General features: G+C 52.0%; 16 protein-coding genes and 1 tRNA gene. 13 read left to right on the top strand and 4 right to left on the bottom strand.

Annotated features, from left to right (window positions below):
- Nucleotide 1: 1 nt before the first annotated feature.
- Nucleotides 2-2,017 carry a capsule polysaccharide biogenesis protein gene (locus ACT3RP_RS00375; RefSeq protein ID WP_193062398.1) on the bottom strand — a complete coding sequence of 672 codons (2,016 nt, stop codon included), beginning with the start codon at nucleotides 2,015-2,017 and terminating at the stop codon, nucleotides 2-4.
- 394 nt (nucleotides 2,018-2,411) lie between these two features.
- On the opposite strand from ACT3RP_RS00375, the gene ACT3RP_RS00370 reads away from it, so the two are divergent.
- From ACT3RP_RS00370 to hutC, 4 genes are all read left to right on the top strand, one after another.
- Entirely contained in the window at nucleotides 2,412-4,319 is a 1,908-nt protein-coding gene (locus ACT3RP_RS00370) for a sensor domain-containing diguanylate cyclase (protein ID WP_483393347.1), read from the top strand.
- A gap of 149 nt (nucleotides 4,320-4,468) precedes the next feature.
- Nucleotides 4,469-5,416, top strand: a complete 948-nt coding sequence (locus tag ACT3RP_RS00365) for an AEC family transporter (protein ID WP_441684984.1) — start codon at nucleotides 4,469-4,471, stop codon at nucleotides 5,414-5,416.
- 65 nt (nucleotides 5,417-5,481) lie between these two features.
- Nucleotides 5,482-5,558: transfer RNA gene (locus ACT3RP_RS00360), tRNA-Arg, on the top strand.
- Between the two features lie 717 nt (nucleotides 5,559-6,275).
- Nucleotides 6,276-6,989, top strand: coding sequence for a histidine utilization transcriptional repressor HutC (hutC, locus tag ACT3RP_RS00355; protein WP_441684986.1), 714 nt, complete (start codon nucleotides 6,276-6,278; stop codon nucleotides 6,987-6,989).
- 71 nt (nucleotides 6,990-7,060) lie between these two features.
- Here hutC and ACT3RP_RS00350 read toward each other — a convergent pair whose 3' ends face one another.
- Nucleotides 7,061-8,383, bottom strand: a complete 1,323-nt coding sequence (locus ACT3RP_RS00350) for a YjiH family protein (RefSeq protein ID WP_483393020.1) — start codon at nucleotides 8,381-8,383, stop codon at nucleotides 7,061-7,063.
- A 311-nt stretch (nucleotides 8,384-8,694) separates the two neighbouring features.
- Here ACT3RP_RS00350 and hutI point away from each other — a divergent pair, with 311 nt between their 5' ends.
- The 6 genes from hutI (at nucleotide 8,695) to ACT3RP_RS00320 (ending at nucleotide 16,618) form a co-directional block, all read left to right on the top strand.
- Nucleotides 8,695-9,909, top strand: coding sequence for an imidazolonepropionase (gene hutI, locus ACT3RP_RS00345; protein ID WP_441684989.1), 1,215 nt, complete (start codon nucleotides 8,695-8,697; stop codon nucleotides 9,907-9,909).
- Entirely contained in the window at nucleotides 9,899-10,897 is a 999-nt protein-coding gene (hutG, locus tag ACT3RP_RS00340) for a formimidoylglutamase (RefSeq protein WP_441684991.1), read from the top strand. Before hutI ends, hutG begins: the two co-directional genes overlap by 11 nt.
- 78 nt (nucleotides 10,898-10,975) lie before the next feature.
- Nucleotides 10,976-12,652: a urocanate hydratase gene (gene hutU, locus ACT3RP_RS00335; protein ID WP_483393019.1), complete on the top strand. Its 1,677-nt coding sequence runs from the start codon at nucleotides 10,976-10,978 to the stop codon at nucleotides 12,650-12,652.
- Between the two features lie 125 nt (nucleotides 12,653-12,777).
- Complete coding sequence (locus ACT3RP_RS00330) at nucleotides 12,778-14,373, top strand: BCCT family transporter (protein ID WP_441684994.1); 1,596 nt, start codon at nucleotides 12,778-12,780, stop codon at nucleotides 14,371-14,373.
- Nucleotides 14,366-15,910: an HAL/PAL/TAL family ammonia-lyase gene (locus tag ACT3RP_RS00325; protein WP_483393018.1), complete on the top strand. Its 1,545-nt coding sequence runs from the start codon at nucleotides 14,366-14,368 to the stop codon at nucleotides 15,908-15,910. Before ACT3RP_RS00330 ends, ACT3RP_RS00325 begins: the two co-directional genes overlap by 8 nt.
- A gap of 234 nt (nucleotides 15,911-16,144) precedes the next feature.
- Nucleotides 16,145-16,618, top strand: coding sequence for a CreA family protein (locus ACT3RP_RS00320; RefSeq protein WP_483393017.1), 474 nt, complete (start codon nucleotides 16,145-16,147; stop codon nucleotides 16,616-16,618).
- Between the two features lie 111 nt (nucleotides 16,619-16,729).
- On the opposite strand, the gene ACT3RP_RS00315 is transcribed toward ACT3RP_RS00320, so the two are convergent.
- On the bottom strand, nucleotides 16,730-17,218 hold the full coding sequence (locus tag ACT3RP_RS00315; RefSeq protein WP_193062404.1) for a pyridoxamine 5'-phosphate oxidase family protein: 489 nt from the start codon (nucleotides 17,216-17,218) through the stop codon (nucleotides 16,730-16,732).
- A gap of 239 nt (nucleotides 17,219-17,457) precedes the next feature.
- Here ACT3RP_RS00315 and ACT3RP_RS00310 point away from each other — a divergent pair, with 239 nt between their 5' ends.
- On the top strand, nucleotides 17,458-17,757 hold the full coding sequence (locus tag ACT3RP_RS00310; protein WP_225734260.1) for a DUF333 domain-containing protein: 300 nt from the start codon (nucleotides 17,458-17,460) through the stop codon (nucleotides 17,755-17,757).
- 77 nt (nucleotides 17,758-17,834) lie between these two features.
- Here the strand turns inward: ACT3RP_RS00310 and ACT3RP_RS00305 are convergent, their stop codons facing one another.
- Nucleotides 17,835-18,152, bottom strand: a complete 318-nt coding sequence (locus ACT3RP_RS00305) for a hypothetical protein (RefSeq protein WP_483393016.1) — start codon at nucleotides 18,150-18,152, stop codon at nucleotides 17,835-17,837.
- 145 nt (nucleotides 18,153-18,297) lie between these two features.
- Here ACT3RP_RS00305 and ACT3RP_RS00300 point away from each other — a divergent pair, with 145 nt between their 5' ends.
- Nucleotides 18,298-19,260, top strand: coding sequence for a GlxA family transcriptional regulator (locus ACT3RP_RS00300; RefSeq protein ID WP_483393015.1), 963 nt, complete (start codon nucleotides 18,298-18,300; stop codon nucleotides 19,258-19,260).
- Between the two features lie 151 nt (nucleotides 19,261-19,411).
- A complete protein-coding gene (locus tag ACT3RP_RS00295) occupies nucleotides 19,412-20,350 on the top strand; it encodes an ABC transporter substrate-binding protein (protein ID WP_483393014.1) in 939 nt (312 codons plus the stop codon).
- The last annotated feature ends 33 nt before the right edge of the window (nucleotides 20,351-20,383 follow it).

Below are 20,383 nucleotides of genomic sequence, written 5' to 3'. Positions count from 1 at the left end.
CTCAATGCCTTTTAATCAACAAGTTACGATAACAGCGGTAAAGATGCTGTTTCCATGTAAGGGTAGAATGTTGTGCTCTTGCCTGTTCCAACAGGCTAATGACCGTTTCAGCATTGCATAGCTGCCCGGACGCTGGGTCCACATAGCCGGGATACAAAATCAGCGTGCCTGCAACCAGCGCGTTTAACGAGAGTGATCGCGTGCGGCGTGGGCAGCTAAGCGAATCCTGTGTTAACCCCCAGCCAGCATAAAATGGCAAGCCATACGTGCACACTTCACGCTTGCGCAGCAGTGCTTCAAACCCTGTTAAGGAACTCATCGTGTGAACGGCGTCAACACGCTCTAATAACGCCGCGATATCGATATCACTGGCCTCTAGATCATACAGGCGTTTGGCATTGGTATCGAGTTTACCGATGCGCGCTCCGCTCAATACGTCAGGGTGAGCTTTATAAATGATAAAGGCATCTGGATGGGCGCTACGCACGGCACTTAATAACCCGCTATTGGTGGTGATATGGGGCGAGCCTGTAGCAATAGAGGCGTCACTTTCCACCTGGCCGGGTACCAGGATCGTATAACGATCCTGAGGTAGATCAATGTCTGTTTGGCCACGCACGTTGTATTTAGAGAGCTTGAGCGCCACGAGCCGCTCACGCAGCTGCTGGGCGCGAAGCAGCAGGTCATCGCTAAACGTGGTGCTGTTGAGCAGTGTCTCTAAGTCACTGGGCTGGCCGGGGTCGTAGTAAATGCCCTGGGAATCAATGACGAGTGACAGCGGCTGAGTTAAGTCGACCCCCAGGCCCACCGAGCGAATAAAGCCATCTTCCATCCGCCATAATGTTTCCATGTGCTGGGCATATTGGCGTTTAAAATTCGCATCAATGCGGCTTGACCAGACCAGTAGCCGCTTTGAACCAGGCTCAGCATTTAGTGCACAAGGTAGCTTTGGCTGATATTCGATCTGAGCGGCGGCGCCTAGAAAATTGCCAATAAAGCGACGCTTCCAAGATGAAAAGCCACAGGCTAACCATGTGCCTCGGTAGCGTTCCTGCTGGCGCTTTTGATCGGTGATCAGAGCGATAGTTTCTTCCAGCGTGGTGGGCTGCTGGGTGTAAGGGTTAGCGTAGCGGCAGTAGCGCAAATAGGCTGCGGCAAACACTTCTGTGAGCGTACGCGCTTGGCGGCGTCGATGGCAGGGAATTTGATCCTGTGTTAATCCCCAGCCTGCGTAAAATGGTATGCCGAAACAGTTGACCTGCTTGCCCGCTAGCAGGGCTTCAAAGCCGAGTTGGCTGGTCACCACATAGACGTGATCCACGTGATCAAAAAGCGCCCAAGGATTGAGGTCTTCACTGATAACATGACAACGAGGATGCTCAGCGGCTTTTAGCAGGTGGCCTTGTTTTTTACCCGCGATGACGTCCGGATGAATTTTAACCAAAATGTCAGCATCGGGATGCTCGCTTAAGGCCGCTTCAAGCATCTGCTCAAAGCTTTCAGCACTTGCGCCGCCATAATGAATGGACGCATCGCCAGCGGTTTGATCAACAACTAATACACGTGCCTGGTGTGATGCCTGAAGAGGGTGGTCCGCGGCGTGGTTATATTTGGATAGCCGATAGCGGGCAATCAACGCCATACAGCGCGTTGCTTGGTCTAGCTCTTCATCATCAAAGGTATCGGTGTTGAGCCAGTTTTCTAAGTCAGAGGGGCGCGAGGCATCGTAATAAATGCCGGTATGGTCGACGACGAGACTATGCGGCTGAAAGCCATTAACACCCAGGCCTAGCGAACGCAGGAAGCCATCCTCTAGGGCGATATAGGGCAATTGGTGGCGTTGGGCATACCCCCGAGCACGCACGCTGGTGGGCTTTAATCCCCAGCCGACCACCGCGTCAGGTTTGCGTTTCACGGGATGGATACGTTCAAAACGATCAAATTCGGTCAGCAGTGCAGGCAGGGCGCTAACCTTACGGATACCTGATGACGTGTAGCCTGCTGTTCGTTTCGCCATAAATAAGGCCGCGGTGAGGTGACAAAAGAGTAGGCGGGCGAACATACGTGAAATAACGGTAGGTATCAATTCAGCACTGCTGATTGTGAATGCTGCTGACAAAAACCTGCAATGCGATGCTGAACGCGATTATTTAATAGTAGTAAATGTCCGTGTAGCTTGCAGGTTTTAACGCGCGCGCAATGCTCTTTTTTGATAACCTCATGATGTGAATATAATTAATAATACTGAGGCTTTAGTTGCAGCGAATGAATGTGATCTATAGCAAGGTAGTCCGGTGCCATTAGCGCAACGTTTAACATTAAAGCGATTTCCTCGCTTTCATTCTTTAAAAGGTCGGCTCCTGCTGGGCCTGGCTTTTACCTGGCTGTTAGTCGTGACGTTAGTGCTTGGCATGGCTTGGCAAGCAGGCAAAGTTATGGTGCAGGAGACCAATATGGTTCATCTGCGCTACGAAGCAACATTATTAGCCGATGAAGTTACCCAACAAATAGAGACGCGCTTTCAAGCGCTTAACCGTTTAGACACCATTATTGGTAATAATGACGATACGCAATGGTTAAGCGAACAGCTGCGAGTGAATGATGCTTTAATCGCATGGTTTGAGGGTGTAATAGTGGTAAATGCTACTGGGCGGGTGGTGGCTGATTGGCCTGCCATTGGCGGGCGTGTTGGACTTGAAACCTCGGGCCGTGAGCACTTTGGTATGCTGCGTGGTACCCGTCAGCCTTACGTCAGCGAACCCTTTGTGGGGGCTGTGAGTGGCGTGCAAATGGTGCTGGTGAGCGTTCCTCGCCTCAACGAAGAGGGTGAATTCATCGGTTTGATTGGCGGCATTGTGAGCCTCAGCTCTGGTGGCTTGTTTGACCGGTTGTCAAAGGTTCGGTTAGGCGAGAAAGGCTATGCGGCTGTCGCTACGGCTTCGGGCAAAGTTTTATATCACCCAAATAAATCGCTGATTAATTCTTTTGTACCCAGTGCGACATTTAACCCTTGGTTGGACTTGGCACTGGATGGATGGGAAGGCGATAGCATTGGAATGCTGCGAGATGGTCAAATGGCGCTGCAATCATACGCCCAGGTATGGCCGGCCAGTTGGGTAGTGGGGCTCTATCTGCCTATCGATCAGGCCCAGCTTCCGCTATCAGAATTTATTTATCGGCTGTGGTGGACGTGGTTGACGCTTGCCATCTTAATGATGCCGTTAATGTGGTGGGTGCTTGCGCGCGTTTTAACGCCGTTGAAGCATTTAGAGATCCAAATTGGTGAGGTGGGGGTAGGCCAGCGGGAGCAGGTTGCTTTAGCTACGACCATGGAAGAGCTGCAGAAGGTTGCTACCACCTTTAATAGGGTCGAAAGCGAGCGTCAACTACTCGTCGAACATTTACAAGAGCGTCAAGCCTTTTTAGATTCTGTGCTCAATGCTACGCCTCAAGGAATGTTTATTACCAATTATGGTGGTGCTATCACCTACATGAACCCGACGTTGCTGGAAATGCTCGGAATTGATAGCGCCTTCCAAGTAGAGGAGTTGCTGCAGCATATCCATCATGAGGATCGTGCTGGCGCTAAAGACATGTGGCGGCATAGCTTGAAGAATGGCAGTGATTTCGTTAGGCAATTGCGCTTTATGCGCAGTGATAGCGAAACGTATTGGCTGGATTTTCATGCGCGAGCGGTTGTGCTCAAGCGGGGTGGGCAGGCGCTAGGTTGGGTCGGTGTTGTGAAGAACATCACTGAGCGTCGCGAAAGAGAAGCTATTCAGCGCTGGGAAGCCGAGCACGATCCACTGACCGGCCTATTGAACCGGCGAGGCTTTGAACGACGTCTCGAAGAGGCGTTTGTTGAATTTAAAAAAACCAATACCTCTTCGGCATTGCTACTGTTTGATTTAGACCACTTTAAGCCTATTAATGATCAAGGTGGCCATGCTCTGGGCGATGAAATGTTACGACGAGTCGCCCAAGTGGTGGTCTTGAAAGTTCGTCGTAGCGACCATGTGGCGCGCCAGGGCGGTGATGAATTTGGTGTGCTGCTCTCAAGGTGCACTCTATCGCAAGCAGAAAAAATTGCAGACACGTTGCGCCGCGCAGTTAGCGCTGTTTCTGTTATTCATGAAAGTAAGGAGCACAGAGTGACAATGAGTATTGGCGTCACGACGTTTAATGAAAGCGATACCAATGTGGCTGACGTACTTGTGCGTGCTGATGTAGCCAGTTATGAAGCTAAAAATCTTGGCCGGGATAATATCGTAGTGAATGTTTCTTCTAACGATCGTGATTCGTCAGCGTTATTCGATTAACGGTGATTACTGCGCAAAAAAAACGTAGCGAAATGACGTTTTATGTTAGCTCTCAGCCCTCTACTATCGATCATTCGTGGCTTAGCCAGTCGACAAATCACGTTTGGCAGTAGAGTATAAGCAGGTGCTTAACTGACCGAGATCTTGTTGTGAACCTACTTGAACTGTTTGCCCGCACGCTTGATATCACGCTGCCTGTGTTTGCGATGGTATTTGTTGGTCTAGTGCTAAAACGGTTGAAGTGGATCGATAGTACGTTTGTGTCAACCGCTTCTGCGCTTGTGTTTAGAGCTACGCTGCCTACCCTGATTTTCCTCAGTTTGATAAAAGCCGACTTAAGCGTTGCGCTGGACGTATCGCTCATGGTGTTCTTTGCTGCTGCCACGCTGGGCCAGTTTCTACTCAGCTGGCTGTGGGCGCATTTTCGTGTACCACGTAAAGATCGCGGCATTTATGTGCAAGGGGCGTTTCGAGGCAATTGCGGCGTGGTGGGGCTGGCGCTGGCAGCCGGCATGTACGGTAACTATGGCATTTCAGCGGGTAGCCTGCTGCTAGGCGTGGTGATTGTGATGTACAACGCATTTTCGGTCGTCGTACTGGCATTCTATCAGCCGGGCCAGTCGACCGACTGGCGCAGTCTGTTAAAACACATAGCCACCAATCCGCTGATTATTTCCGTATTTGCGGCACTGCCTTTTACCGTATTTGCGATCCCGTTACCTAGCTGGCTGATTACCTCAGGCGATTACTTTGCGTCTTTAACACTGCCTCTAGCATTGATTTGTATCGGTGCAACGCTCTCAGTATCGAGTATGCGTGCCGGTAGCCAGGTAGCCCTAGGCGCAAGCTGGATGAAGATGGTGACATTGCCGGTGCTCTCCACCTTAGCGGCGTGGATGGTGGGCTTTTCGGGCGAGCAGCTAGGTTTATTGTTCCTATTCTTTGCCAGCCCAACCGCTGCGGCAAGTTTCGTAATGGTTAAAGCGATTGGGGGTAATGTGGCATTAGCGGCCAATATCATCGCGATCACCACACTCATGGCGAGCGTCACCGTGACGGTCGGCGTTTTTGCCCTACGCTTGCTGGGTTGGATTTAGCCTCCTCGGTGGCCCTACCTGGGCTGACGCGTTATACTGCCGCCCGCTTATTTTAGAAAGCTTAAGTCCCTGTAGCTCAGTAGGATAGAGCAGCCGCCTCCTAAGCGGCAGGTCGCAGGTTCGACTCCTGCCAGGGACGCCAACGGCCATTCTGTGACCTTATTTACTATTCTTAATACCTAGCGATCACATACTTGGGCAATTATTTGCCTGCCTTGGTGCTTCATCGCTACTCGTTCCTGCTCTACGCACCCATAATGCACGGACAAATAATAATTAAAAGGAAAGCCCGTGCTTATTAAGGTAATGATGTTGATGCTGGTGCTCTGTTTCGCGAGCGTGGCCAGTGCTGAGAAATCGCTTGACCAATCCAGTGGATGGACAACCCAAGCCGAGCTTGTTGTGAGTGGTGAAGAAATCGTGTGCAACGACTTAGTGTTTGATGCGATACCCGACACGTTGTTGATTGCCCAAGGCGGATGTTGTCGCATGTGCTCCAAAGGAAAAGCATGTGGCAACTCGTGTATTAGCCGTAGCAATACCTGCCATCAACCCAGAGGGTGTGCTTGTGATGGTTAGGTGAAGGCTGAGATAATTTTGTAAGCCCCGCCCACACATATGCGGGGCTTTCTCGTTATGGGGGAGGGGCCAGCACTATTGGTCTTTCGGTTGGTGCACTTAGCGCTTAGAAATGAGAGCTCAGAAATTAGGGCTTAGGATCTCGCCCAACGGTAAACGTGCGTGGCGTTTGTCTTACACACATGGCGGGTAAAGTGTTGATTGGGTAGCAGTGTGCTTTGTTACCCAAGGCTAGTAATATATCTGTATAGACAATCTGTTTTCATCGAAAAGGAGCTTCATGACTAGTCCTCCTCTCTACCAGCAGATCCGTCAACATCTGCTGGATAGAATTCAGTGTGGTGATTGGCAACTGAATCATCAGATCCCCACGGAAGAGCGGCTGGCGAAGGACTTTGGCGTAAGCCGAATGACGGCCAATAAAGCCATTAGAGACTTAGTGCAGCAAGGGTACTTGGTGCGCCAATCGGGTGTTGGAACGTTCGTGACGGACCGTAAGGTCGAGTCCTCTTTAGTCGAGGTCTACAACATTGCCGAGGAAGTGCTTTCTCGGGGGCATCGATATAGCAACGAGGTGATTTTTCAAGAGGCGATAGAAGCTGACGATGAAGTCGCGCTTCGATTAGGAGTGAGGCTGGGCAGCCGAGTTTTTCATACGTTATTAGTTCACCATGAGAATGACATTCCGATTCAGCTTGAGAACCGCTACGTTAACCCGCGCTGGGTACCTAATTATCTGGACACCGATTTTTCACGCCATACGCCTAATGAGGTGCTAGTCGCCGCCTGTCCAATGACGGATATGGAGCACATCGTTGAAGCGGTACTCGTCGATGAGCAAACGGCTAAATGGCTAAGTATTGATACGCAAACTCCTTGCTTGAGCATGGTGCGTCGTACTTGGTCTCAAGAGCACTTAATTAGCTATGCGCGCCTCATCCACCCTGGAAACCGCTACAAGTTGCGCTCTTCTCTGCTAAGGAAAACCGCTTAAATGTGAGAGGGAGATTCCAGCCCAACGAGGTCGAGATACCGACCTCGTTGGGCTGTGGTGAGCGCTTGGGTTCAACTGATCAGCGATTGAACCAGATAGCCCGCGGGCACAGCTAGGAGCAAGCTCAAGGCTACTCGGATAAACCACACTACCAGCATGCGGCCCACAGAAAGAGGAATGCTGGTAGAAAGGATGCACGGAATCGACGCAGAAAAGAACAGCACGGCGGAGACGGAAACCACGCCTGCAGCGAAACGGGCGACGAATTCAGCTTCAGCCATCAGCAGAGCCGGTAGGAACATTTCCGCCAGCCCAGAAGCAGATGCCTGCGCTAGCGCTGCAGCGTCATCTAGCCCCCAAATGGCGACAAAGGGATAGAACAGCCATCCCAACCATTCAAATAATGGCGTGTACTTCGCGACGATCAGACCGAGCAGACCTACTGACATTATCGACGGTAGGATGCTGATGGCCATTATCAACCCTTCTTTAAAGTTGAGCGCTACGCTGCGGTGAAGGCTGGGCGCGTTGGCAGCAATCTCCGTGCCTGCTTGCCAGGCCGTGCTCAAGCGTTTTCCAGGTTGTGGCTCAGGCTCCCCATCACTTTTTTGGTCATCCATGTTTGCCAGAGGCGGCAGCCGCACCGTGATAGCTGTGACGATGAACGTAATCACCAGGGTGAGCCAGAAGTACAAGTTCCAAATGCTCATCAGATCCAGCGTACGGGCCACGATGATCATGAATGTTGCCGACACCGTGGAAAAACCAGTGGCAATGATGGCGGCTTCCCGGGCTGAGTATTGCCCTGCTTGGTAAACGCGATTAGTGATCAATAGCCCGATAGAGTAGCTGCCCACAAACGAGGCAACGGCATCAATTGCCGAGCGCCCAGGGGTTCGCCAGATAGGGCGCATTACCGGCTGAACAAGTACGCCAATCAATTCCAGCAAGCCATAGCTGATCAACAGTGCCAGGAAAATAGCCCCTAGCGGTACGATTAAACCTACCGGAATGACCAGCTTTTCAAACAAAAAGGGCAGCATGTCCGGTTCGTGCAGAAAAGCGGGACCCCAGCCCGTTAACGCCATGACTGCCACCGCAACGCCGCAGATTTTCAGCACGGTGAAGATGTCTTCGGTCAGCGTTCGTCGCCAATAGCCTTTGAGGAGTGGGTAGGCGGCGCCTGCCACGATCATGGCTAAAGCGTAGATGCCGCTGTATTCCCCCATTAATGAGCGTAGCCCTGTGACCATATGATCGAGCAGGATAGTACGCCTTCCGCCTATCTCGATGGGAACAAAGAAAATAAGAATGCCCAGGATACTAGGTATAAAGAGCTTCAAGATGGTGGAAGTGCTGGTTCGCTGCTCGGTGGGCGGGCGTATAGCGCTCATGGGCGTGCCTCTAATGGTGTGGTTATCATCGATATCACCGTGCTGTATTTATGTATATACAATAAATTAAACCTACCTGACGTATCCGTATAGCGCTTATAGATAGACATTAGTCTAATTTGGCAATTAGTTTTCGATGCTTTTTATTTCCTTTTTAATATTTAAGTAATTGTTATTTAAATGATTATAGTTATGTTAATAACGATTTAATTTACTCCACTTGTTTCTTGCTTTATCACTTCACTGCTTGACGAAAGGGCAGGTGGTGGGCTTAATTGTATATACATTATGTTTGCTCGGAGAAGGCCTCCATGCCCAACAACAAGCGGCGCTACATTTGGCGTGATATCAGTGTCTTTGATGGTCTGAAAACGTTGCCGACAGCCATGGCCGTCATTACTCAAGGTGAACGTGTTGTCACCGTAACGCCCATGGATGGCTTCGATGAGTCACTGGCTGATGGTTGCCATGAGATGGGGCGGGGCGGTGTCATGACGCCCGGGCTGGTGGATTGCCATACGCATTTGGTCTTTGGTGGCGCGCGTGCCGATGAGTTCGAAGCGCGTTTGGAAGGCGCCAGTTATGAAGACATTGCGCGCCGTGGCGGCGGTATTCTGCGTACCGTTTCCGCGACGCGTGCAGCGAGTGAGCAAGCGCTCTTCAACGCTGCCTTGCCACGTCTCAACGCGCTGGTCGAAGATGGGGTCACCACGGTAGAGATCAAGTCAGGCTATGGGTTGGACGTGCCCACTGAACTTAAGATGTTGCGTGTCGCTCGGCGCCTGGGAGAGGAATTGCCTGTACGTGTGGTAACGACACTGCTAGGTGCCCATGCGCTGCCACCAGAGTATGAGAACAACAGCGACAGCTATATCGATCTGGTCTGCAATGAAATGATTCCTGCCGCAGCAGCCGAAGGTTTAGCCGATGCCGTCGATGTCTTTTGTGAAAAAATCGCCTTTTCAGTAGCGCAATGTGAGCGGGTTTTCAAAGCCGCCCAAGCTCATGGTTTGCCCATCAAAGCACATGCCGAGCAGCTATCAAATTTGGGGGGCGCTGCGATGGCAGCGCGCCACGGCGCATTGTCAGCTGACCACATTGAGTATCTTGATGACGCCGGTATTGCTGCCATGCGCGAAGCGGGTAGTGTGGCCGTCATTCTCCCCGGTGCTTTCCACACCCTGCGTGAAACGCAGCAGCCGCCCATTGCGGGGCTGCGCGAAGCGGGCGTGCCGATGGCTGTTGCCACCGACGCCAACCCAGGCAGCTCGCCGATATTCATGCCCACGTTAATGCTCAACCTGGCTTGCACGCTGTTTCGCATGACGCCCCAAGAAGCGTTGGCAGGGATGACCGCCAATGGCGCTGCCGCGCTAGGGTTGAAAGGGCAGGGCCAGATTCATGAAGGCGCTGTGGCCGATCTATGTATCTGGGATATTGAGACGCCAGCTGAACTGGCCTACGCGGTGCAGCCAGGTCGCCTACGGCAGCGCCTCTATCAGGGGGAGTTAACCCATGGCCGCTGATACATCTATTGATATGTCGCTGTGGCAGGGGCGCACCGATCCTGAACCCGATAGTGACCGGTGGCACCAGCGTATTGAGCCGCTAACGGGCAGTGCGGTTCCGGGGTGTGTCTTGCTGGGCTTTGAAAGTGACGCAGGCGTTGCGCGTAATCAAGGCCGCATTGGTGCTGCTGAAGGCCCTAATGCGTTACGCCGTGCACTGGCGCCGCTGGCGTGGCATCGCAAAGCGCCTGCTTACGAGGCAGGTAATGTGAGATGTATCGATGATGCTTTAGAAGCTGCACAACAAACACTCGCTGATCGCCTGACGTCAATACTAACGGCTGGCCATCTGCCTATTGTGTTAGGCGGGGGGCATGAAGTGGCGTATGGCAGTTGGAGTGGTTTGGCACAATTCATTAAGCAAAAAGCCTCAGCGCCCAACGATCAGGCAACAAAAGAAACACCACCGCGGATCGGCATTATCAACCTGGATGCGCACTTCGATTTGCGCGATCCAGCGCATATTCGCTCCTCAGGCACCCCCTTCGCCCAGATTGCCGATAAGTGCCAAGAGTGGGATTGGTCGTTTCGATACGCCTGCCTGGGGGTAAGCCGCGTGGCTAATACGCGCGCTTTATTTTCGCGCGCCACCGCACTCAGAACATTGATTCGTGAAGATCGCGAGATCGATGCGCTACACCTTGGCTCTATTGTCAGAGACGTGCAGCACTTCATCGCCAAATGCGACCACCTTTATCTGACCATCGATCTGGACGTACTGCCTGCCGCCGAAGCGCCTGGCGTGAGCGCCCCCGCCGCGCGTGGTGTGTCGCTTGCCTTGATAGAGCCGCTTGTTGAAGTGGTGCGTGACAGCGGAAAGCTTCGCCTCGCTGATCTAGCTGAGCTTAATCCCAGCCTTGATATTGATAGCCGCACCGCCAGAGCGGCGGCTCGTCTCGTGCACTTGCTGACCTTTGATAACCGAACGTTTAAAACCGAACTTTGAAAGCTAGCTAGCCCTGGATAACTGACAGGGGCTCATCCTGCTCACTTAATAATGAACAGAAACATAAGGAATGACGCCATGTTACCCAACGATAAACGTCACGATGCTTCACGTAAAATCATTGCGCCGACCGGCACTAAACTCAGCTGTAAGAGCTGGCTGACCGAAGCGCCGCTACGCATGTTGATGAACAATCTTCATCCGGATGTGGCCGAAAGCCCAGAGGACTTGGTGGTTTACGGCGGCATTGGTCGTGCTGCTCGTGACTGGGCATGCTATGACAAAATCGTCGAAACGTTACAGCGCTTGGAAGATACTCAAACGCTGCTCGTGCAGTCCGGTAAACCCGTCGGCGTCTTTGAAACCCATAAAGATGCACCCCGAGTACTGATCGCCAATTCCAACTTGGTGCCGGCCTGGGCTAACTGGGAGCACTTTAACGAGCTGGATCGTAAAGGCTTGATGATGTACGGCCAGATGACCGCTGGTTCCTGGATCTATATCGGTTCCCAAGGCATTGTGCAGGGTACCTATGAAACCTTCGTTGAGGCGGGTCGGCAGCACTACGGCGGCGAGCTTAAGGGGCGTTGGATTTTGACCGCCGGACTTGGTGGTATGGGGGGCGCTCAGCCGTTGGCGGCTACGTTGGCCGGTGCCTGTTCGCTGAATATTGAGTGTCGGCAGGCGAGCCTCGACTTCCGCTTGCGTACCCGCTACCTGGATGAGCAGGCTGAGAACCTTGATGATGCATTGGCGCGTATTAAGCGATATACCGCCGAAGGTAAGGCTATTTCTATCGGCTTATGTGGTAATGCCGCCGATGTACTGCCCGAGCTGATTAAACGCGGCATCAAGCCTGACATGGTCACTGACCAAACCAGTGCCCACGATCCATTGCATGGCTACCTGCCTTCTGGCTGGACATGGGAAGAGTACGTGGCGCGCGGTAAGAGTGAGCCTGAAACCACCGTAAAGGCGGCCAAGCAATCAATGGCAGTGCACGTGCAAGCGATGCTCAACTTCCAGAAGATGGGCGTACCCACCTTTGATTACGGCAATAACATTCGCCAGATGGCAATGGAAGAGGGGGTTGCGAACGCGTTTGATTTTCCTGGTTTTGTGCCCGCTTATATCCGTCCGCTCTTTTGCCAGGGCATCGGCCCGTTCCGCTGGGTTGCGCTCTCTGGGGATCCTGAGGATATTTATAAGACCGACCAGAAGGTCAAAGAACTTATTCCTGATGATCCTCACCTGCATAACTGGCTCGATATGGCGCGTGAGCGCATTAGCTTCCAGGGGTTGCCTGCACGCATTTGCTGGGTGGGGCTTAAAGATCGTGCTCGCCTGGGGCAGGCCTTCAACGAAATGGTTAAAAGTGGCGAGCTAAAAGCGCCGATCGTGATTGGTCGCGATCATCTCGATTCTGGTTCCGTTGCCAGCCCCAACCGTGAAACAGAGGCGATGATGGATGGCTCAGATGCTGTCTCGGACTGGCCATTACTTAATGCGCTGCTAAACACTGCCGGTGGAGCCACATGGGTGTCGTTACACCATGGCGGTGGGGTAGGCATGGGCTATTCCCAGCATTCTGGCGTGGTGATCGTGTGTGACGGCAGCGATGATGCCCACGCCCGCTTAGGCCGTGTGCTGCGCAACGACCCAGGCACTGGTGTGATGCGCCATGCCGATGCTGGCTATGACATTGCTAAACAGTGTGCCAGCGAAAACGGTCTTGATTTGCCGATGGTCAAGTAAGAATCCCCATTAACAACCTTAATACCTTTAGCTTCTCTGGACACAAAGATAAAGGTGTCGACAGACAGCATGTCGGCACCTGATAAAAAAGCGCTATAACAATAAACTTCAACAGGAGACATAAAATGTCACTAACAGACAGGAAACAGTTAAAGCGAAGCGTCTTTATACCCGCCTTCGTGATTGTTCTGTTGGCCGTCATCATTGGCTTAGTTAATAACGAACTGCTGGTCAGCGTGGCTAGGCAGTTATTTTATCTCTCGCTATCCGATTTTGGTTGGCTTTATCAGTTACTGGCCATTTCGACGCTCGGAGTGACAGCGTTTATATTCTTTTCCAAGGCGGGCAATATTCGATTGGGTGGGGTAAATGCTAAGCCTACGTTCTCGTTGGCGGCTACCTTTGCCATGGCGTTAACCGGTGGAATAGCGACTGGGGTTGTTACTTACTCTGTCAATGAGCCCATTATCTACCTGGGCAATATTTATGGCGAGATCGCCAATCAGTCATTTGAACCCAACAGTGGTGAAGCGGCGATTTTCGCTTTGGCCAGGAGCTTCCATAATTGGAGCTTTATACCCTACGCCATGTACTCCATTGTTGGCTTGATGATTGGGTATATGCACTTTAATCGCAAAGAACGCTTTTCTATCTCTTCAACACTCTCCCCGCTACTTGGTAGTCGCGAGCAAAGCCCCTTCGTACGCGCCGTGGTCGATATTATTTCAATACTTGCCATCGCACTGGGTCTTGCATCCTCTTTAGGGGCTGGCCTAGCGCTGATTAGCTCTGGCATTGAAGCTGAGTACGGTATCGCTTCTAATCCTACTACTTGGCTGATTTTAACGTTGGTGATTGCGGCGATCTTTATTACTTCGGCGGTGTCCGGTCTCAAACGGGGCATCCGACTTTTATCATCAGTCAATGCTTATATCTTTTACGCTTTTGTAGCCATTCTGTTAATTATTGGCCCATTGAATTACATCCTAAGTTTATCGGTAACCAGCTTGGGTTACTGGTTCGATAACTTCTTCCTTTGGTCATTCGACACCAAAGAGTCCGGAGGTGAAGCGCTGGTCACTTGGTGGACCATGTATGACTGGTCGATCTGGATAGCCTACGCACCTTTGATGGGCCTTTTTTTGGCGCGGATCTCCTATGGCAGAACGCTACGTGAGTTCCTGGTGATTAACTGGATTCTGCCTTCTGTGTTCGGCATCGTTTGGTTCGCAATATGGGGCGGGTCAGCCATTAAGTGGCAGATGGATGGCACCCTCGACCTTGTTAGCGTGGTGACCGAGAACGGTGCGGTATCTGGGCTTTGGGGCTTTCTACAACATTTACCATTGTCCTCCTTGCTCATTCCGTTAGCCATTGTGACGCTGGTCATTTCTTTCTCCACTTCAGCTGACTCAATGTCCTCAACCATTGCGACCATCTGCACTAAAGACATGACAGCGGAAGAAGAGGCTCCTCGTAAGCAGAAAATTCTCTGGGGGCTTTCAATTGCGATTATCGCCTATGTGATGGTGGCCTTTGGGGGTGGTGCTCAGGGTGTCGACGGTATTAAGTTCCTGGCGGCAGCGGGAGGTTTTGTCGTGCTGTTTCTGTTTACTCTGATTGTGGCTTCTGCAGTGAAGGTTTTTATTATTCAAGGAGCTGGTGAGCCTGCAAATAAGCCAGCGCTTTCTGTTGAGAAGACCGGAGATGCACATGAGTGAGTTATCTGGGTATCTTGAAATCGGCCCTACGCCTCCTGCTTGGCTGGAGGTGGTCAAGGTCGCCCGCCATGGGCATCAGTTATCGCTGTCGCCTCAAGCTTGGGAAAGGGTGAGCTGCGCGCGCGAGGCTGTCGAAAAGATTGCCGCTTCAAGCGTGCCCCATTACGGCATTAATACCGGTTTGGGTGCGCTATGCGATGTGGTGCTTAAGCAAGATGAGCTGCAGCGCCTTTCACACCACACCCTGATGAGCCATGCCTGTGGCGTTGGCACACCGCTGCGAACGGAACAAGTTCGGGCGATCATATGCTGCGCGGTGATCAACTATAGTCATGGTTACTCCGGTATTAGTCTGGCCGTGCTGGAGGGGCTGATCAAATTGTTGAATGAGCAGGTGACTCCGATCGTGCCCTCGCGCGGCTCGGTGGGTTACCTTACTCACATGGCGCACATTGGGCTGGCTCTGATAGGTCATGGCGATGTTGAATTTCGCGGACAACGCATGCCTGCCAAGCAAGCGCTGGATGTCATCGGTATGCCGACGATAACGCTTGGCCCCAAGGATGGCCTGAGCCTCGTTAATGGTACCCCCGCTATGACGGGATTGGCTTGCCTGGCGCTTGCCGATGCCGCCCGCCTATCGGCGTGGGCGGATATTATCGGCGCTATGAGTTTTGAAGCATTGGGCGGGCAAATGAATGCCTTTATGGCGGAGGTGACGGCTCTAAAACGCCACCCAGGCGTTCAGCAAACGGGCGATAATTTACGTCGGCTTCTCGCCGATAGTCCGCATCTCATGCGCCATAAAGGCCAGCGATTGCAGGATGCGCTGAGTCTGCGCTCAATGCCTCAGGTGCATGGAGCCTGTCGAGATCAGTTCGACCACGCATCCCGGCAGATAGAGAAAGAGCTTCACTCAGCGACCGATAATCCATTAGTTATTCCATATAACGGCGGCTATCAAATTGTGTCGCAAGCCAATCCTCACGGTGCTTCGGTGGCGATGGCATGCGATCTACTTACCATCGCTGTCTGCGAATGGAGCTCAATCTCCGAGCGGCGCGCTTATCGATTAGTATCACCTCAGGCAAATCATTTACCGCCTTTCTTGACTGTCGAAAGTGGCGTCAAATCCGGCATGATGATAGCTCACTATTCGGCTGCCTCATTGGTCGCTGATAACAAGCGTTTGGCTCAGCCTGCAGTGACTGACAACTTTGTTACCTCGGGGCTGCAGGAAGACCATCTAAGTTTGGGTGAAAGCGCAGCTTTAAAGCTTGATCAGGCCATCGACAATGCTTTCTACGTCCTTGCTATCGAATATCTATTGGCCGCACAGGCCTTTGATTTGATAGACGGTGAAGACTTCGCCGTGGGTACTTTATTGGCCTGGAGATCACTCCGTGAGATTCTTCCTGCTTACCAGGAAGAGCATGCTCTGCACTTAGATATTCAGGCGGTCTACGAATGGTTGCGAAATGACCACTCGCTGGAAAACATGCTGCCTATAGCTCCGAACTTACTGCCTGGCAGTTAACCAATATAATTTTGAAGACACACAGTTCTTAAGGGAGGCAGCATGAAACAGCTCTGGTGCAACGCGCCAGGCGACAACAACTGCGGGCTCTATACCATTATATGCGCTGCGGTAGGGATTCTTGGTGAGGGACAGATGTGTGGATGGCTGTAAAGAGAGGCTATCATATTGCACGTATCAGGTATGCTCTCTGTTTGCCTCTCACGTGGTTAACTATTGCCAAGGAAGTACCCCATGTTTTTTCCTAAACGCCTTGCCCTCACATTGCTCATTTTTATATTGGCGCTACTACCGCCCACGCTATTTGCTCAGGATGCTCATATTGGCAGCGTGCGTACCGAGTTCCGTATGCTCGGGCCCAATAACACCATTGAAGTAGAGCGTTTTGATGACCCGAAGGTGCAGGGTATTTCCTGCTACATTTCCTATTCGCAGGTTGGCGGCATTTCCGGGGCGGTTGGGCTGGCTGAAGAGGCAAGTGAGGCCAGCGTGGTATGCCGGCAAACGGGAGAGATAGTGTTTAACCCAGCTGATGTGGAGGAGCAAGAGGTGATTTTTACCCAGCGCCGCTCAGCATTGTTCAAAAATCTGCGCGTTGTGCGTATGCACGACACCGAAACGCAAACCTTTGTTTACCTTACCTACAGTACTCGGCTGGTGGATGGGTCGCCTAAAAATGCTATTACGGCCGTTCATTACGGTGATTGATAGTCAACCCTTCTGGCCTTGACGCGGTTCAGGTCGGCTATGCGATATAAAAGTGTAGATGTAACGGCGTATCGGAATAAGCGCCCCGTAGTAGGGCGCTTGGGTATGACGTTAACCGCCGAACTTTTCGTTTTCACCGAGGTTCGGCGTGGCGTCTTTTTTCAGGTTAGCTTTCGCAATTTCGTAAAGCTGGAAGGCTTTGCTCTCTTTTGATTTCCAGTGCTCGCCCATCTCTACTTTAATTTCCAGCAGCGCAACATCCGGGTCGTCTTTGCCTTCAGGAAACCAGGCTGCAATGAAAGAGTTCCAGTATTTCTCGATCAGATCGCGATCATTGGTAAGGTTAGCTTTTCCGGAAAGCGAAACGTACACGCCATCTTCTTGATCAGAAAAACTAAGGCATACATCATGATCTCGTTTGGCTTCAAACACCTTTTCGGCGCTGCGCCGAGTAAAAAACCACAGGGTGCCGCCATACTCTTCTTGCACTAAGTGCATTGGCCGGGCGCGCGGGGTGTCGTTGTCTAACGTCACCAGCATGCCAACTTTGATATCTTTGATCATCTTCCAGATCTTTTGCTTATGTTCAGGGCTGGACATAGCTTCACTCTCCTTATGAATTCGATATTGGCCGTCTGAATTCGATCTTGGCCTTATGATCAGGGTACTGCCCGCCGGTACAGCTCATGTCTATCTACAAGAGCTATACATATGCGAGGCTGATTACAGCTTAGCTACCATTTTTGATAACAGCAAATGGTGGCATCAATAAGATAGCCATTGATAGCGTGCGGCGCTAAGGTAATGAATGAGTGTTCGAAACATATAAGGAGGCCGCCATGCGGATGATTTCAACGCCGGTAGAGGCAGGGTGTAACGTTAAAAGGCTGATGCGTGAGGGCCGTCAGGTTTTTTTAATGAGCGCTTTGCTGTTGCTGGCAGGTTGTGCAAGCGAGGGTGGGGGCGATAACACGCAAAACTATATGACCCAGCGCGCAGCTCAATACTGCGAAAGTATTGGCGGTGAGACGGAGGTTCAAGAAACCAGCCTGGGCACCGGAAGATACTGCCGCTTACCCGATGGGCGAGTAGAAAATCAGGGGCAGCTCTATCGTAACGAGCGGATGGAGAATGACTGATCAGCGCTCGGTGCTGCCAGTTTAAGCGTGTTTAAACTCAGAGGTCAGGAGCCAGAGTTCAGGAGCCATAAACATGGCTATTTGAGCGCGCTGCTTTTTCTACGCCAAACGCTAATGGCAGTGGCTAGTACGGCACAGGCTGCTGCTGGTAGCAGTACGTCGAGCGCTGAGTCGAGGGTCCAGCCGCGGCAAACGCCCTCGAACATGCCAACCGGTAATGTTTCACCCCATTCCCAGCCGCGTTGAATACCCAACCGATATTCGTGCTGTGCAATCTCTCTTCCCAGTAGCAGCGCAATGGCGATAGTGCCTCCCATCTTCGCCGAGACTAGCCACAGCAAGGCGCACTGAATCATCAACGCAATAATGACGTGCTCTAAATGTGTAATGTTCATGGTTACGTCCTCTATGCGGCACTGTTTTGGTTAGCCGATATTAAATATACGACGCCATTATTTTCGATGGATTGCCGATCTTGAGAGCCGAACACGCTATGGTAGAGCCGCTTTTCTATAAAACGTTTCAATTCTAGGCAATGCTATGCGTCTTGATTACCAAGGCCCTTTACCTGAAATGGTGGGGTTTTTATTGTTACCGCAGTTTTCCATGATGGCCTTCTTCGCAGCGGTTGAGCCGTTACGGATTGCGAATCGTATTTCTGATCGCCCACTGTTTGATTGGACGCTGATTAGCGCTGACGGTGGGCCGGTAACGGCGTCGAACGGCATGACGCTAATGGCGGATCAATCAACTGGCCAGGTGCACCATTTGCCCTCACTGGCAGTGTGCAGCGGTTTCACGCCAGAAGCCCATCTTACTCGGCCCTTAATGGCATGGCTGCATCAGTTAGATCAGGCGGGCTGCTGTTTAGGCGGTATTGATACTGGGGCATTCTTGCTCGCGTCCACCGGGTTGCTAACGCATGAACGGGTGGCGCTGCACTGGGAGAGCCTGCCTGCGTTTCGCGAACGCTTCCCGGGTATCGAGACAACTGACGAACTGTACGAACTAGGCGAACGGCGTTTTTCCTGCGCGGGTGGGGCGGCAGCCATGGATATGGCGCTAGAAGTGATTGCGCGCCGCCATGGAGTGACGCTGGCGATTGATGTCTCTGAGCAGCTTATTCATGACCGTATTAGAACGCGCAGCGACCAGCAGCGCACGGCGTTGGTAAAGCGGCTAAGCACTCATAACCGGCACGTGGTAGAAGCGGTTGCGCTAATGGAGCAGAACATTGAAGAGCCGCTCAGCCTGGAAGAAGTGGCAAGCCGCGTTGAGGTGTCGGTTCGCCAGTTGCAGCGCTTGTTTGAGCAAGAGCTAAGCATGACGCCTCGCCAGTGGTACTTGCAGCTGCGCGTTAAGCGCGCCAAGCGGCTGCTGGTCGAGACCGATTTAGCAGTGCTGGCGGTGGGGCTGGCCTGTGGGTTTAGTTCGTCATCAAGCTTTGCGCGCACGTTTCGTGCCCATTACGGCTACTCACCAAGAGCCGTTCGCTACCGGTGATTTTCAACCCCGTTGTAGAAAAGCCCTTTAAATAAGAAGTGGCGCCTTGTGGTTGGTAAGTGTCGCTTCATGCTTAGTGACCTGCAGGTAGCGGCGCATACTGGTTTAATCCAGTTAATAACATAATCCAGTTAATAAAAGGTTTAGCCTCATGTCTTACACTACCAAGTCGTTGTCACTTACAGCGGGTTTTTTACTTTCTGCGTTCGCTGCCGCCCCAGCGATGGCGGAGCTTGATGAGCTGCGTTTTGGCGTGCCGCCGTGGCCTGGCGTTACCGTGAAATCGGAAGTGGCTGCTCAACTACTTGAGACAATGGGGTATAAAACGCGCCAGCAAGATTTAGCCGTGAGCATTATTCTGGGCGGCTTATCGCGTAACGATCTGGATATTTACTTAGGCGGCTGGTACCCCGTCCAGACTGACATGATCGAGCCTCTGGTGGCTGACGGAAAAGTAGAAAAAGTGGTTTCCAATATCAAAGGCGCCAATTCAGGGCTCGTCGTGCCGCAGTATGTTTATGATGCGGGGGTGACCACCGTGGCTGAGTTGGCCGAACATCGTGATCAGTTCGATGGCGAAATCCAAGGCATTGAAGCGGGTACCGGCATTAACGAGGCGATCCTTAACGCCATTGATAACGACATTGCAGGCCTGGGGGATTGGCAACTGAGTGAAAGCTCAACCTCGGCCATGCTGGCCCAAGCTGAACAAAAAATAGCCGATGAAGAGTGGGTGACGTTTGTCGGCTGGGAGCCTCACTGGATGAACGTGAGCTTTGATTTGGCGTATTTAGCCGATAGTGATGATGCAGGCGTAGCCTCAATTGAAAGCACCGTCTGGACGGTCACACCTGCCAGCCTAGCTGAGGAAGCCCCCGAGGTTCACCGCTTTTTGTCACAATACGTGATCGATATTGAAGACCAAAATGACTGGGTGCATGAGTATAGCTATGAAGAGCGTGCGGCGGATGATGTCGCGCAGGAGTGGATTAGTAATAACTTAGACACTGTAGCCCAATGGCTAGACGGCGTTAAAACCCGCGATGGCGAACCCGCTATTGATCAGGTGCGTGCGCAGTTCGGCTCTTAACGTATCGGCTGATCTTAAAACGGTTGTTCTTGA

The organism is Halomonas sp. AOP5-B2-8, assembly GCF_052376475.1.
Lineage (GTDB): Bacteria > Pseudomonadota > Gammaproteobacteria > Pseudomonadales > Halomonadaceae > Vreelandella > Vreelandella casei.
This window is presented reverse-complemented; position numbering and strand designations above follow the sequence as displayed.